Source organism: Spongiibacter pelagi (assembly GCF_014705705.1).
In the GTDB taxonomy this organism is placed as follows: Bacteria; Pseudomonadota; Gammaproteobacteria; order Pseudomonadales; family Spongiibacteraceae; genus Spongiibacter; species Spongiibacter pelagi.
Genome location: NZ_JACXLD010000006.1, coordinates 26,144 through 40,519 on the forward strand (window position 1 = coordinate 26,144; position 14,376 = coordinate 40,519).

The 14,376-nt window shown below is 51.5% G+C and carries 14 protein-coding genes; 6 read left to right on the forward strand and 8 right to left on the reverse strand.

What is annotated here, in order from left to right:
• Positions 1 to 106 precede the first annotated feature (106 nt).
• The gene (locus IB286_RS11020; RefSeq protein ID WP_190765491.1) at positions 107 to 676 is read right to left on the reverse strand and encodes a TetR/AcrR family transcriptional regulator; all 570 of its coding nucleotides are present in this window, start codon (positions 674 to 676) and stop codon (positions 107 to 109) included.
• A 293-nt stretch (positions 677 to 969) separates the two neighbouring features.
• Between IB286_RS11020 and IB286_RS11025 the strand changes: the two genes are divergently transcribed.
• Positions 970 to 2,196 (forward strand): NAD(P)/FAD-dependent oxidoreductase, encoded by a 1,227-nt coding sequence (locus IB286_RS11025; RefSeq protein WP_190765493.1) that lies wholly within the window; start codon positions 970 to 972, stop codon positions 2,194 to 2,196.
• Between the two features lie 64 nt (positions 2,197 to 2,260).
• Here IB286_RS11025 and IB286_RS11030 read toward each other — a convergent pair whose 3' ends face one another.
• The 6 genes from IB286_RS11030 to IB286_RS11055 all read right to left on the reverse strand — a co-directional run bounded on the left by IB286_RS11030 (position 2,261) and on the right by IB286_RS11055 (position 8,097).
• Positions 2,261 to 4,477, reverse strand: coding sequence for a PQQ-dependent dehydrogenase, methanol/ethanol family (locus tag IB286_RS11030; protein ID WP_317889745.1), 2,217 nt, complete (start codon positions 4,475 to 4,477; stop codon positions 2,261 to 2,263).
• Positions 4,478 to 4,522: 45 nt separating this feature from the next.
• On the reverse strand, positions 4,523 to 5,422 hold the full coding sequence (locus tag IB286_RS11035; protein ID WP_190765495.1) for an oxidoreductase: 900 nt from the start codon (positions 5,420 to 5,422) through the stop codon (positions 4,523 to 4,525).
• 44 nt (positions 5,423 to 5,466) lie between these two features.
• Positions 5,467 to 6,192 (reverse strand): SDR family NAD(P)-dependent oxidoreductase, encoded by a 726-nt coding sequence (locus IB286_RS11040; protein ID WP_190765497.1) that lies wholly within the window; start codon positions 6,190 to 6,192, stop codon positions 5,467 to 5,469.
• Positions 6,193 to 6,256: 64 nt separating this feature from the next.
• Positions 6,257 to 6,715, reverse strand: coding sequence for an SRPBCC family protein (locus tag IB286_RS11045; RefSeq protein ID WP_190765499.1), 459 nt, complete (start codon positions 6,713 to 6,715; stop codon positions 6,257 to 6,259).
• Positions 6,716 to 6,783: 68 nt separating this feature from the next.
• The gene (locus IB286_RS11050) at positions 6,784 to 7,161 is read right to left on the reverse strand and encodes a VOC family protein (RefSeq protein WP_190765502.1); all 378 of its coding nucleotides are present in this window, start codon (positions 7,159 to 7,161) and stop codon (positions 6,784 to 6,786) included.
• Between the two features lie 63 nt (positions 7,162 to 7,224).
• Positions 7,225 to 8,097: a MaoC family dehydratase gene (locus IB286_RS11055; protein ID WP_190765504.1), complete on the reverse strand. Its 873-nt coding sequence runs from the start codon at positions 8,095 to 8,097 to the stop codon at positions 7,225 to 7,227.
• Positions 8,098 to 8,206: 109 nt separating this feature from the next.
• Here IB286_RS11055 and IB286_RS11060 point away from each other — a divergent pair, with 109 nt between their 5' ends.
• Entirely contained in the window at positions 8,207 to 9,286 is a 1,080-nt protein-coding gene (locus IB286_RS11060; protein WP_190765506.1) for an AraC family transcriptional regulator, read from the forward strand.
• A gap of 49 nt (positions 9,287 to 9,335) precedes the next feature.
• Here the strand turns inward: IB286_RS11060 and IB286_RS11065 are convergent, their stop codons facing one another.
• Positions 9,336 to 10,718 carry a 3-oxoacyl-ACP reductase gene (locus IB286_RS11065; protein WP_190765508.1) on the reverse strand — a complete coding sequence of 461 codons (1,383 nt, stop codon included), beginning with the start codon at positions 10,716 to 10,718 and terminating at the stop codon, positions 9,336 to 9,338.
• Positions 10,719 to 10,949: 231 nt separating this feature from the next.
• Here IB286_RS11065 and IB286_RS11070 point away from each other — a divergent pair, with 231 nt between their 5' ends.
• From IB286_RS11070 to IB286_RS11085, 4 genes are all read left to right on the forward strand, one after another.
• On the forward strand, positions 10,950 to 12,248 hold the full coding sequence (locus IB286_RS11070; protein ID WP_190765510.1) for an acetyl-CoA C-acetyltransferase: 1,299 nt from the start codon (positions 10,950 to 10,952) through the stop codon (positions 12,246 to 12,248).
• Positions 12,249 to 12,410: 162 nt separating this feature from the next.
• Positions 12,411 to 12,782: an MbcA/ParS/Xre antitoxin family protein gene (locus tag IB286_RS11075; RefSeq protein WP_190765512.1), complete on the forward strand. Its 372-nt coding sequence runs from the start codon at positions 12,411 to 12,413 to the stop codon at positions 12,780 to 12,782.
• Positions 12,782 to 13,507, forward strand: coding sequence for an RES family NAD+ phosphorylase (locus tag IB286_RS11080; protein WP_190765514.1), 726 nt, complete (start codon positions 12,782 to 12,784; stop codon positions 13,505 to 13,507). The genes IB286_RS11075 and IB286_RS11080 overlap by 1 nt, the downstream gene beginning before the upstream one ends.
• Before the next feature lie 114 nt (positions 13,508 to 13,621).
• Positions 13,622 to 14,212 (forward strand): porin family protein, encoded by a 591-nt coding sequence (locus tag IB286_RS11085; protein ID WP_190765516.1) that lies wholly within the window; start codon positions 13,622 to 13,624, stop codon positions 14,210 to 14,212.
• The last annotated feature ends 164 nt before the right edge of the window (positions 14,213 to 14,376 follow it).

A 14,376-nucleotide genomic window follows, 5' to 3' on the forward strand; every position in this document is an offset into this window, starting at 1 on the left:
CGATTTTCGATTACGAGTTGTTTAGGTTTGAAGGATGTAGGTAAGGAAATTCAGGATTTGGGAAGAAACCCGGTGCAGTCTATTCTATGCTATGGCTGAAAGGTACCTATCCTGCTACTGGCTTTATTAGAGTTTTTTCATAGATTTCGGCGAGCTGACTTACGGGAATCGGTTGCTCTTCACGCAGCCACCAAGCCAGCAATTCGATGGTGCCGCTAGAGACCAAAATAATACCGGCATCCGCAGGCAGCCATTGTTTGTCCTGCTCCCAATCTGAAGCGATTTCGCGACAGATGCGGATAAACTCTTCGCGCAGGTAGTTGGCGGCACCGCCGGTGAGTAGGGTTGACCACAGGCTGCGGTGATCCCAAATGTATTGGCACATGGTCGTGGCCGCAGCCTTGATGTCGTTGGAGCCAAAGGCCTGTAGAGCGAGCTGAATCAGTGTGGCGATTTCGGTATTGGCAATCTCGGCAAGTAATTCTTCCTTGCTGGGATGGTGTCGGAAAAAGGTGGTGTAACCAATTCCGGCTTTGCTGGTGATTTCACGAATGGTGATTTGATCCAGCGGTTTTTCGTCCAGCAAACCAAGAAACGCAGTGTGCAACGCTTGCCGGGTTTGCAAGACACGGGCATCGGTCGTAGTGGAGTAGTGCGGGCGGTATATTTTTTTCATCGACATAGTGGTGGCAGAGAGTAAAGCAAACAGGCGGAATTTGTCACTCTATAATTCGGATTAGGGGTGCTTGTCTAAAATGCAGTGCCTGTCTGAAATGGAATAGTTGCTGTCTCGATTTGGCGTAAAGATACAGGTATAAAAAGTCTCCTTGGCGTTTAAGCCGGACAAGCCCGTGTTCAGGCAGAGTAAAAAGGTCTATCGACGCTTGTGGGTGGTTTCTCTAACATCGAGCAGGTGCAAATAATTAGTAAATAAAGGGATGTGTTCCCTTGGGTTCAAGAGGTTTGATTATGAGTACAGAACATTGCGTGATTATCGGCGGTAGTCATGCTGCTGCGATGCTGGCGGCGTCATTACGTCAAGAAGGCTGGGAAGGGATGATCTCGATTGTGGGGGCTGATCCACTGCCGCCATATCATCGCCCGCCACTGTCTAAAGCTGCGCTGAGTGGTGAGAAAACCGATAGTGAGTTATTGATTCGTCCGGCTGAATTTTACGAGAAGAACAATATTGATCTGGTGCTCGGTTGTGAAGTGAGCAAGATCGACCGCGATAACAAGAAAGTGATTCTGCACGACGGTGCTGAAATTGCTTACACCAAGCTGGCGCTGACCACTGGCGCACGTGTGCGCAAGATTCCGATTCCGGGCAGTGAGTTGGAAGGGGTTTGTTATCTCCGCGATTTGGGTGATGCCCATCAGATTCGTAAATTCCTCGGCGCGGGCAAGTCTGCGGTTGTGATTGGTGGCGGTTATATCGGTCTTGAAGCGGCGGCCTCCATGCGCAAAATGGGAATGAACGTTACCGTGCTGGAAGCCCTGCCTCGGGTTTTGGCGCGAGTGACTTCACCTGAAATCTCCGCTTTCTATACTCGTGTTCACACCGAGGAAGGCACCAAGATTCTTACCGATGTTGCTATTGAAAAAATCGAGGGCGGCAATTTTGTGACCGGCGTTAAATTAGCGGACGGGCAAGTTCTGCCAGCTAATATCGTACTTATTGGTGTCGGCGTACTGCCTGCGACTGAGTTGGCTGAAGCGGCGGGCTTGGAAGTGGATAACGGTATTGTGGTGGATGAGTTTGCCCGAACCAGCGATCACGATATTGTGGCGGCCGGTGATTGTACCCGTCACTACAACCCGATTTATGACGCGCAACTGCGTTTGGAATCGGTGCAGAATGCCAATGATCAAGCCAAAGTCGCAGCGAAAACCCTGTGCGGAACATTAGAAGCCTACCGTGCGTTGCCGTGGTTCTGGTCTGATCAGTACGATCTGAAACTGCAAATTGCAGGCTTCTCCGCAGGCTTTGACAAAGTGGTATTGCGCGGTGATGCAACGCAGGGTCGCAGCTTTGCGGCGTTCTATTTTAATGGCGATAAACTGTTGGCGGTAGATGCAATTAACCGGCCAAAGGAATTTATGATGGCCAAGCGCTTTCTCGCTGAAGGTAAGACTGCTGATCCGGCTAAGGTGATAGATGAATCTGTCGATTTGAAAGAAGTCTTCGAGAATTAAAATCGACAGAGACGCATCATTAAATAAAAACCGCCAGATTTGGCGGTTTTTTTATTGCAGAGAACTAAGCCAGTTTTGCCAGCAAGCCAATCAACTCGGTTAGTAGGCTATAAAACCATGTCTGGATGTTAAGCCACCACTTGGGCGTGTTTTCTAGCGCTTGTTTCTTGGCGGCCTCATTCAGGATATAGGCTTTAATATCGTCGGCCTGTGCTTTATCCAGTACATCAGAAAAGCCCACCATACCGGCTTTACTCATCATGCCCTCGAGTACAACACCATCAAAATTTTCGTAAAACACTGGCGGTAATTCGCGCAGATCGGGAATGCCTCTGCCGGAAATGACATCGGGGCCGTGGCACACGGAACAGAATTGATGGTACAGCGTTCTGCCGTTGGCAATATCTTCTTCGGTGGTATCGGGCGATGGTGCCGGCGCTTTGAAGGGCGGCAAAGCGGGGTTTTCTGGCAGGGCTTTATCGCCGCCGAGTTTAAAGGTTAGCACTCGGCTTGGTGGTGGTGCGGTAAAGACTTCTTCGCCGGTCAGTAAACCAAAGGCGCCGCCGCGCCCGGCCATTACCGTTACGTATTGTTCGCCATTCACACTAAAGGTAACGGGCGAGCCCATAACGGCGGTTTTGGCATCAAAACTCCACAGTGCTTCGCCTTTGTCTGCGGAGTAGGCTTCGAATTTTCCCGTAGCGGTGCCTTGAAATACCAGATTGCCCGCCGTGGATACTACGCCGCTATTGCCGACTTTGGCGTGGGGCAGTGTCCATGCGGCTTGTTGTTTGACGGGGTCCCAGGCAATGAGGGAGCCGTTAAGAAATTTTTCGACGAGTAGCTGCAGAAAAATAGGGCTGTCGACACCGGCTTGCCCGATCGCGACGCCGGGGTTCCAGTGGCCCTTATGGTGTTCAAAGGGGGCGGTGTCATCGTAGGTGAAACCGGTTTCCATTGCCGGGATATACACATAGCCAGTTTTTGGGCTGTAAGACATGGGGTGCCAGTTATGCGCACCAAATGAGCCGGGAAGAATCAGTTCGGGCTTTTCGGTGTAGCGGGCAAATTCTGTTTCAACCGGGCGGCCGGTTTCCATATCGTAATGACTTGCCCAGTTAACTTTGGCAAAGGGCTCGGCGGAGAGCAGCTCGCCATTTTCTCGGTCGATAATGAAGAAGAAGCCGTTCTTGGGTGCGTGCCAAATCACTTTGCGGGTTTTACCCTGCCATTGCATATCCGCCAGCATAATAGGCTGGGTGGCGGTGAAATCCCACGTTTCGCCGGGGGTTTCCTGATAGTGCCAGAGGTATTCGCCGCTATCTGGATTGACCGCAACAATGGATGAAAGGAATAAATTATCGCCGCCACCGGGACTGCGGATTTTCTGATTCCACGGCGAGCCGTTACCCACGCCGATATAGAGTTGGTCTAGATCGGGGTCGTATACAATGGAATCCCAGGCGGTTCCGCCGCCACCGAATTTCCACCATTCTCCAGTCCAGGTTTTTGCCGCCATTTCCATTGCGGGGCTTTCAAATCCTTCGGCGGGATTGCCCGGCACGGTATAAAAGCGCCAGACTTGTTTGCCGGTGTTAACGTCAAAGGCGGAGACAAAACCGCGCACGCCGTATTCGGCGCCGCTATTGCCAATTACTACTTTATCTTTGTAAACCCGAGGTGCGCCGGTGATGGAGTAGGGGTATTCCTTGAGGTCAGCGGTTTGAGTTTCCCACAATAGATGGCCGTCTTTGGCATCGAGGGCGATCAGTCTGGCATCCAAGGTGGCGGTAATGACTTTACCTTCATACACGGCAACGCCGCGATTAATGACATCGCAGCAGGCCATCTTGGCCCATTCGCGGGGAACCTTGGGGTCGTATTTCCAGAGTAGTTTGCCGGTCACCGCATCCAGTGCATAGACCATATTCCAGTTGCCGGTGACGAACATGACACCGTCGACTACGATGGGGGTGCCTTCTAAGCCGCGACTGTATTCGGTATCGAAGGACCAGCTCAGGCCAAGGGTGTTGACGTTCTGGTCGTTGATCGAGTCTAGGCCGCTGTAGCGCTGCTCGTAATAGGTATTACCGTGGGCAAGCCAGTTGTTGTCGTCCTGTTCGCTCAGTGCTTGGGTGTTCAAGCGATCGGCGACATTTCTTTCGAGAGCCTTTTTTTCGAGAGCCTTTTTTTCGAGAGCAATGTCGCTGGCCGCGAAAGCAGTTACGCAGGCGCTGCTTAGCAGCAGCGCGGATAACAGGGCGGGAATAGTTTTAGGCACGTCTGTTTCCTATTATTTTTTCCCGCAGGGCGGGGTTATGACGGATCAGACATTGAGTGTAATTCCTGTCAACTTAATTGACAATTCCCAGAGGCGTTCGGCGTCGTCTTTTTTCAGTGCACGGCCCGCAATTTTGGCCGGCCCCGCTTTGCCGCGACTCTCAAAAATGCCCTGCGGCCCCCAATAACTGCCGCCCTCTACATCTTCAGTGGCGGCCAGCAGACTCGGCCATGCGCCTTGGGCAGGTGAATTAAAAATAGTGCTTACAGCGGGAGTGGCGATCACTTGCAGAGCCTTGGGCATATGCCGCATCAGCTCCGTGGCGGCAACGCCGGGGTGGCTGAATACGCATTTTGCCTCGGTATTTTGGGTTCTCAGGCGGCGCTCCAGCTCCATGCCAAACAGTAGGTTAGCCAGTTTGCTGGCCTGATAACGTTTCATGGCGTTGTAGCCGTTGGCTGCGTGTAGATCATCCCAGTCGATCTGGCCGCCTTTATGGGCGAGGCTGGCGACCACCACGACACGGGTACCATCCGCGATAATTTTATCGATCAGTTGGCCAACCAGGGCAAAGTGCCCTAGGTGGTTCACTCCCATTTGGCTTTCAAATCCCTGCGTGGTATGGCCGAGAGGCGGGGTCATCAGGCCCGCATTATTGATAAGACAGTCGAGCTTGCCTAGCATTTTAATCTGCTCTACGGCTTCGCCAATTTGGTTTAGATCGCCAAGATCCAGTGCAATAAAATCTAATTTGGCACCGGGGACTTGTTGCTTGATTTGGGCAATGGCGCGCTGGGCTTTTTCTTCTGAGCGACAGGCCAGCCAAACATGGGCGTTTTTCGCGGCGAGGGCGCGGGCGGTTTCAAAGCCGAGGCCGGTATTGGCGCCGGTAATCACAAAATTTTTGCCGGTTTGGTCTTTCAGGTCTTGTTCGGTAAAAGGCATGGTCGATTCCTCGGAGATTTTTTATTATTAATAATTGTGCTTGTTTAACGCAGCATTAGGCCGCCATCCACAATTAGGCTTTGGCCGTTGATATAGCCCACTTCTGCGCAGGCTAGAAAGAGCACGGCCTTGGCGACTTCTTCTGGTTGGCCCCAGCGTTTGGCAGGGATGGTGCGGAGTATGGCTTTGCTCATCGCCTCATCTTGGGAAACGTGGCTGATAATTCGGGTGTCGATATAGCCCGGTGCCACCACATTGACGCGGATGCCCAAGGTTGCCCACTGATCGGCAATGGCGCGACTGAATCCCAAAATGCCGGCTTTACTGGCGGTGTAGGCTGGTTGCTTTCTCAGGGCGATAAAGCTGGCCGAGGAGCCAACGGTCACAATGGCGCCACGGCTCTTTTCCAGCAGGGGTTTAAAGCCATAACAGAGGTCGGTCACCGCATTGAGGTTGACCTCTATGGTTTGCAGGTACTCTTCGTAGTCGTATTCGTTTTCACCGGCCAGTGCCGCGTTATTGACCAGTACATCCAGGGATGTGAAACGTTCAATCAGTGCCCGCCGGGCTTCGCGATCTTGCAATTTTACCGAGTGGTAAGTGAAGGCGGAGAGATCATCCTGATAATCGCTGGCCGCTGCTCGGGTGCCAGTGATATGCACATCGGCGCCTGCCTCGGTAAAGGCTTTAGCAATGGCGTAACCAATGCCTTGGCTGCCGCCAGTGACTAAAACGGTGTTGTCTTTATAGTCAAATTTGATGCTGCTCATACTGCGTTCTCAACCGTTTTGGGGATTGGGTCGAGCCGCACGATGCCGCATTTTCAGATTCGGATCAAGCAATCGCCCGTTGCAGGTTTTGGGCAAATTGTTCGATGTGACTATTGAATTCTTTCTCCACAAAAGGCGCGGCCATCGATTTCAATAGTGTGGGTACGGGAATATCTAGCTTGCCCGTGGTGCTGAGTACCACGCGGCAGCCAGTGTCGGTTTCACTGATATCGAAGGCGCCGCGAATAATGCTATTGCCATGCTCTTTAAGCGGCTCCCAGCCGATGCGGTTTTCTGCTTCGTCAAAGTGGTATTGCACCGCGTAGACAATTTGGTGGCTAAAATTGCGAATGCCGATTTTTTCCAGCTTCCATAACCATTGGTGTTCGCCGATGGCGCTCAATGATTCCAGTTTAGGGTAATGGGCAATGGTTTTCTGGGTTTGACAGAGATAGTCCCAGGCGGCTTCTACGGATGCATCTACGTCGAAAGGTTTTTCAATTTTGATATCGATTTTGGCCATAATTCTTATGTGTTTTTTATTGTTTTAAGGAGTTTGGCCCACCCTGTTTGAATGGGCCAGATAACGCATTACGCTGCTGGGCGGTGCAGGGCGCAGACTTTGTTGCCAGAAGGGTCACGCAGATAGGCCAGATACAGACCTACGGCAGGGCGGAGGCCGGGAGCATCTTCACAGCTGGTGCCACCGTTGGCAACGCCAGCGGCATGCCAGGCATTAGCTTCTTCTGGGTTCTTCGCGGCAAAGCCGACCGTGGTGCCGTTGCCGCAGCTCGCGGGTTCGCCGTTAATCGGCGTGGTCAGGGCAAAAATACCGGTTTCGGTGAAGTAAAAGCAGCGTCCTTTTTCGTCGATGACACCGGGGGCGTGGCCCAGCGCGCCCAAGATGGCGTCGTAGAATTTTTTAGATGCTTCAATATCGTTAGCACCGATCATTACGTGGCTAAACATGGTCGTCTCCAAATCATTGTTAGAAAAGTGCCGAGCATTCTAGAGTTATTTCTGGCCTTATGGCTAGGCCCGAATTTCGCCAACTAAATGTGGGCGGCCTTTCTTGTCGCGCAGCTCAAAATCAATGCCGTCATTATTTTTCTCAAACAGCATAATGGATTCAGAGGGCAGGAATACCGGCGTTTTAAATTCGACTTCGCAGTCAAAATTCTCGGTGCCCATCAGCGGATACAATTTAGCGAGGCAATAAGCCTTGCTCCACATGCCATGCACAATCATTTTGCGAAAGCCCAAAACTTTGGCGCTGATATCGTGCAGATGAATCGGGTTGAAGTCGCCGGAGGCGCGGGCATATTGACGGGCGGTTTGGCGACTAATTGATAGCGCTTGTTGCTCGGCAAACTCTCGTGCAGGAGGGCGCTGTTCGGTGCTTTTTTTAGCGCCCGTTTTGCCAGTTTTCATTCTTGAGAGATAGCGGCTGACATCTTCCCATACACACTCGCCGGAGGTGGTTAGCGCCTGACAAAGAAACACGAATTCGATGCCGCGTTCGGTCACGCTGGATTCGGCGATTTTACAGGTCAGTGATAATGACTCGCTGATATTGATAGCCCGAAACTGGCGAATACGATTGCGTAGGTGGATAGCGCCCATCGCGGAAACCGGAAAATCTTTCTGGGTCATCATCCGCATTTGTAATCTGAAGGCGAGAATATGCAGATAACTGGGCGGGAGTTGCCCAGCCGGGACGTTGAAATCACAAGCGGCAGCGTAGCGGCTGACATCCTTCTGGCTGATGCTGATGCCATCAACACGCAGGATATTAGTAGGAAATACGGGCTTGGGGCCGGGCTTGCGACGACTGATAGCAGCCTTTAATAACAGCGGTGGCAAACTTGGGAGTTGCTTTAGTGTTATTTCCTGAGCGTTTGTCATGGTACTCTATCCCTTAAATTAACCGACGGATTATAGAAAATTCGTCAGGAATAAAAATTAGCCCAGCTGTCGGCATGGCAGCGGCACTACAGCCAATTTGGCGAGGACTATGAGCGACAACCTCGACAACCATCATTCCGATCTGAGTGATTCCAGCTTTCTGGTACAACTAGTCTATCCGGCCATGGTCAGCATGGGGCTGGATGTCGAGCGCATTGTGACCGAATGCAAAATTTCTCCCACATTACTAAAGGATCGCTCGGCGCGCTTTCCCCATGCGGCGCAGGTGCAGTTTTGGCGAGTCTTGGAAGAATTGAGTGGCGATTCTTTGATTGGCCTGCATCTGGCGGATGCCTTGCCGGTGTATCGTGGGCAGGTGGTGGAATATCTGTTTCTGAGTAGCGCCAATTTTGGTGAGGGTTTACGCCGCGCTCAAAATTATCAGCGTCTGGTGACCGATGCTGTGCAATTTATTGCGCATATTGGCGATGAGATTTCACGTGTAACCTTGGAATTTGCCGGTGGTGATGAACCCAGCTTGCGTCATCGCAATGAATGTTATGCCCGCTTTTTGATCCGTTATTTTCAGGCGGTGACCGATGGCGAGTTTACCGCCACCGAAGTCAATCTGAATTCGCAACCGCCTGCCAGTGATGTCGCAGAATATGAGCGGGTCTTTGGTTGCCCGGTCAATTTTGGGCAGGAAGAAGAGAGCTTGGTATTCGCTAGCGAAATTCTGAAAACGCCATCCATTCACGCCGAACCGGATTTGCTGAAACTGCATGAAAAGGTCGCCAGCAAACAGCTCGAGCGCCTGAGCAAGCAGGATATGGTTAGCGATGTTAAACGCGTGATTGCCGAAATGCTGGAGCTGGGGCAGCCCAGCTTGGAGTCGGTTTCTGAGCGTTTGGGGATGAACGAGCGGGTTTTGCGGTCGCGCCTTTCCGATGCTAATACCAGCTTTAACCAAGTGCTGGCAGATTACCGCTGCATTCTTGCCAAGCGTTTATTATCCCGCACTGAAGAAAGCATTGCCGATGTGGTTTATCTCACCGGCTTTTCTGAACCCAGCACCTTCTATCGAGCATTCAAACGCTGGACCGGACTCACCCCGGTGGAGTATCGGCACTATAAGCGCACGGGCGAATTGCCGGCTCAGGCTACGCAGGAATCAGAAGGCGACTCCTAGTCGCCTTTAATTAGAACATGCCAACAGTCGGCGCTTTGGGCGATTGTCCTTAGGCGCCGAGCCAGTTCTGTCCACAAACTCGGACAATATTGCCATTCACGCCTCGAGATTCCGGATAGCCAAAAAACGCTATCGTCTCAGCCACATCTACCGGCTGTCCGCCCTGTGACAATGAGTTCAAGCGGCGACCGACCATGCGGGTAAAGAACGGAATCGCGGCGGTCATTGCGGTTTCGATAAATCCGGGCGCTACCGCATTTACAGTAATACCCTTGGCTTTCAGGGCGGGATCTTGGCTCATGGTGTCCACATAACCAATCACCCCAGCTTTGGATGCGGCGTAGTTGGTTTGGCCACGTTGACCGCCAATGCCGTTCATGGACGATACGCCGACAATGCTGCCGCCATCGTTCAGTGCGCCGGTTTCCAGAAGGGCGCGATTAATACGCTGGGCCGCAGCCAAGTTGATATCCAAGGTCATTTGCCACCATTGCTCATTCATATTGGCAATGGTTTTGTCGCGGGTGACGCCAGCATTGTGTACTACCAGATCAACTCCGCCCATTTCTTTCAGGGTTTCGCTGATTTTGGCGGGGGCGTCGGCGGCGGTAATGTCGGCAACCAAGGCCTTGCCATTAATGGCGGCCATCACACTGTTCAATTCCGCTTCCATCGGCGGCACATCAATGCCAAGAACAGTGGCACCTTGGCGAGCCAGAGTTTCGGCAATGGCTTGACCAATACCGCGTGAAGCACCAGTCACTAGCGCTACTTTATTTTCCAGGGGCTTTTCCCAATTGCTGTCGGCAGTGGCTTTGGCGTTTTCGACGCGAATCACTTGTCCGCTTACAAAGGCAGAGCGGGGCGAAAGTACAAAGCGCAGGGCGCTGCTTAGATTAGCTTCGGCACCTTGTTCAACGGTAATCAATTGTGCGGTAGCGCCCTTGCCGCCAACTTCTTTACCTAGTGAGCGACTAAGACCTTCCAGTGCGCGCTGGCTGGCAGCGGCTTCAGCGCTGTCGGTTTGGCGGTGGGGGCGACCCAGAATTACAACGCGGCCATTGCGGTTTAGTTTACGAATAGCACCGTTAAAGAAGCGATAGGCTTGAACCAGCTCGGTGGCGTCTTTGAAGCCGCTGCCGTCGAATACCAGTGCATCGTAACGAGCATCGCCGAGCACATCGGAATCTGATTTGGGGGTGTTCAATAATTCTGCGGGGGCGCTAACAATATTGCCATTGCTCTGGCCGAGCACGGCTTCAATGCTGCTGGTTAACTGTGCGTTCTCGCTGGCGCCGAGCAACAGGCTGCCCGAAAAGTAATTAGCGGATGCGCTATCGCGGCTCAGCTCGGTTGGGGTGGAAATGCCCAGTGCGCCGAGAATTTTCTTGCCGGCGTTTGAGTTAATAAAATCTTCAACACGGTCGCTCATACTGGGCTCCTTAAGTTATTGGTGAATAGTTTTTAGTAAATAGGAATACTATTCTGGAATGACGGTTTTTCAATTTGAGCGGCATTCTACTGTGCCCAGCGTGCATAAAAATTGACAGTTTCACCACTATGGGCCTGTCGCCTGAGCCAATGCGAGTGAAATTTGGCTTGTTACACTGCGCAGCCTGTAAATCGGCATCCGGCCGAATTGTATGATCAGAGGACACTAATCATGGCCCAAAGCATTCGTAGAGTCGCGGTAATCGGCGGCAACCGTATTCCCTTTGTGCGTTCCAACACCGCCTATTTTGGTGTGAGCAACCAGCAAATGTTGACCGCCGCGATTGAGGGCTTGGTACAGCGTTATGATCTACAGGGCGTGCAACTTGGCGATGTGGTTGCCGGTGCGGTAATGAAGCACAGCCGTGACTTTAACCTGACTCGCGAGTGTGTGCTCAGTACATCTTTGGCGCCAAGCACGCCTGCCTATGATATTCAGCAAGCTTGTGGCACCGGGTTGCAAGCCATTAATTTGGTAGCGAATAAAATCGCACTGGGTCAAATCGAGGCAGGTATTGCCGGTGGTGTGGATACCACTTCCGACGCGCCGATTGGTGTGAGCGAAGGTCTGCGTAAAATCCTGTTACAAGTCAATAAAGCGAAATCCCTCGGCGAGCGCGTAAAGCCTTTCCTGCAACTGCGTCCTAAAGATATTGGTATCAATATTCCTGTGAACTCTGAGCCGCGCACCGGCATGTCTATGGGTGAGCACACCGAAATTACTGCTAAAGCCTGGGAAATTGCCCGCGAAGCACAAGACGAACTGGCGGCAGCTAGCCATAAAAATCTGGCGGCAGCCTATGATCGCGGTTTCTTTAGCGATCTGGTGTCTGAGTTTAATGGTGTGAAAGTGGATAATATTCTGCGTCCAAATTCCACCGTGGAAAAACTAGCCACATTAGGCCCCGCGTTTGATAAGCAAAGCGGCCAAGGCACGCTGACCGCGGGTAACTCGTCTACGCTAACCGATGGCGCTTCTTGCGTCTTGTTGGCCAGCGAAGAGTGGGCCAAAGAACGCGGCCTGCCTATTCGCGCTTACCTGACCTGTGTTGAAACCGCCTCAGTGGATTTCTTCGGTAAAGACGGTGCGACCGAAAAAGAAGGTCTGTTGTTGGCGCCTGCCTATGCTGTTCCCCGTATGCTGGCCAAGCAGGGCTTAAGCCTGCAGGATTTCGATTTCTACGAGATTCACGAAGCCTTTGCCGCACAGGTATTGGCCACGCTGAAAGCCTGGGAAGACGAAACCTTCTGTCGCGAAAAGCTTGGGCTGGACAAAGCGTTGGGCAGCATCGATCGCAGCAAGCTGAATGTTAATGGCAGCTCACTGGCCGCAGGCCACCCCTTTGCCGCCACCGGTGGCCGGATTGTGTCAACACTGGCGAAAATGCTGGAAGAGAACAAGGGCGGTCGCGGTTTGATCTCTATTTGCGCGGCGGGCGGTCAAGGCGTGACGGCCATTATGGAAGCCTAACTTTTCCGATTTATAGCTTTACTTAAAGCCGCCGCAAGGCGGCTTTTTTGTGTCTGGCGGAAGTAGTTTCAATAATTGCATTTACATTATTAGTTTATAAAAATTGCATTTGCATTAATCGTTATCTATGCTTGAAGCGTAAAAAACGAGTAGGAGGGCGAGATGAGTACGGTCGCGAACACTCAATTAGAGCGCACCGCCGTTGCTGCTAAGGCCTTAATTAATGCTAAAGAGGCCTTGGGGCTCAGCGGTGAAATTATCGGTCAAATTATCGGGGCTGATGCGAGTACGGTATCGCGCATCGCTCGCCGAGGAGATATGGCGGACAACAAATCCTTAGAGGCTGCTGTACTCCTTATTCGTATTTACCGTTCGCTTTATGCACTTCGTGGCGGAAACGTGGACGCGATGAAGCATTGGTTAAATACCCCAAATCTTGATTTCAACGAAGAGGCTCCCCTAAACGTGATGAAACGCTGGGTGGGCCTGGTTGATGTTGTTCAGTATTTAGATGCTATGCGTGGGCATGGTTAATGGAGCCATTTTGGGGCGTAATGCCTTTTCGCGGACTTGCTTATCGTGTTGTGGAGTCTCAAGAGGAAGTGGCGACCATGAGTTTGGTTGATACCCTTGAGGAGCAATCTGCGCTTGAGGAACTCATTGAAGACTCCAAGCCGATAATTGAACATGGAATGGGGCGGCATTATTTAATCCATACGCCATTTCGCTATCCACCCCTTCGGCATGGTTCTCGATTCGGCTCCCGTTTTGAGCCTTCTATTTTTTACGCGGGTCTGACGTTGAGAAGCGCATTGTTTGAATCTGCGTTTTATGGTTTCTACTTAGATAGTCGAAGCCTGACGCCTTACCCAGGTAGCGTAATGATAGAAAAGACCTCTTTCGCGGTTAACGTTGATGCTAAACAGCATGCAGATTTGGCAGGGGTGGATGACGACGCGCTGCAAAATAAACTTCGAGATAAAAGCTTTTACGGTTTTACTCAGCAGCTTGGCCGTACTTTACGCACATCCGGCGTTGAATCGTTTAGTTATCCGTCGGCGCGTTGCTCAGATGGGGTGAATATCGGTGTGTTTCACATTGATACCATCAAGGGGAATCCCAGCAAGCTGACGCAGTGGCATGTAAAGCAAAGCCCGGATCAGGCTGTTTATTTTAGCCCTTCTAAAAATAGCCCGCGCTATACTTTTAATCGCAATGACTTTGCCATCAACGGTGTGATACCTGCGCCTAGTGCGTAATACCGCTCTTTCGAATATTTATTGCTATCTGCTCGGTTTTTATGCAGTCTTCGGGCTGTGGCGAATGTCACATACACAGGAACGTGTATCCAATAATGAAAAAGGACATTTCATATGAAAAAAATTCTCTCAATTCTCCTTGTCTCTTCTGCGTTACCCGCTTTTGCAGATAGCCAAGCCGGCGGTTTTTCCGGTGAGGTCATGTTGGGCTTAGCCGATCAAGAAACCAAAGTTCAGGGGGCTAAGTCTTCCGGTGACGATACGTCGTTGGGTTTCCGTTTGAGCTATTCGGTGACGGAGAACGTTCTATTGGAGTTGGGCTATAGCCAATATGGTGAAGCCGAAAACAACTATGTTGATTCTTTTGGTGATTCGATCAGTGAGACAATGGAATCCTCGGCGTTTAAAGCGGGGGTTGCTGCTTACGCTCCCTTAAATGACGATTTTGGGCTTCTAGCCCGAGTGGGTTTGTCTAAGTGGGATTATGATTTTGAGGCGACGGACTCCTCTGCCCCTGGGCAAGTGTTCAAAGCCGATGATTCTGGAACCGACTTCTATTACGGCGTGGGTATGCGCTTTAATCTGAATGAAAAAGTGTTCTCTTCAATTGATTACACGATTACTAAAATGGATATGGAGTATCAGGGCGTCTCGGTAGATCACGAAGTTAAGAATCTGTCGGTCTCGATCGGCACGCGTTTCTAAAACAATAAACCCTCTCCAAGGGGTGGGGGCCGGCTCCGGCCTCCTGCTTTTCTAATACAGACCAAAGTCTAATTCGGGCTTTCCTCCTCTCGCCGCTAAACTCTTTAGCGTCCTCAGTTCTTCAAAAATAGGGCGCTGTGCGCCATTTTGGCCTAAGCCTTGCT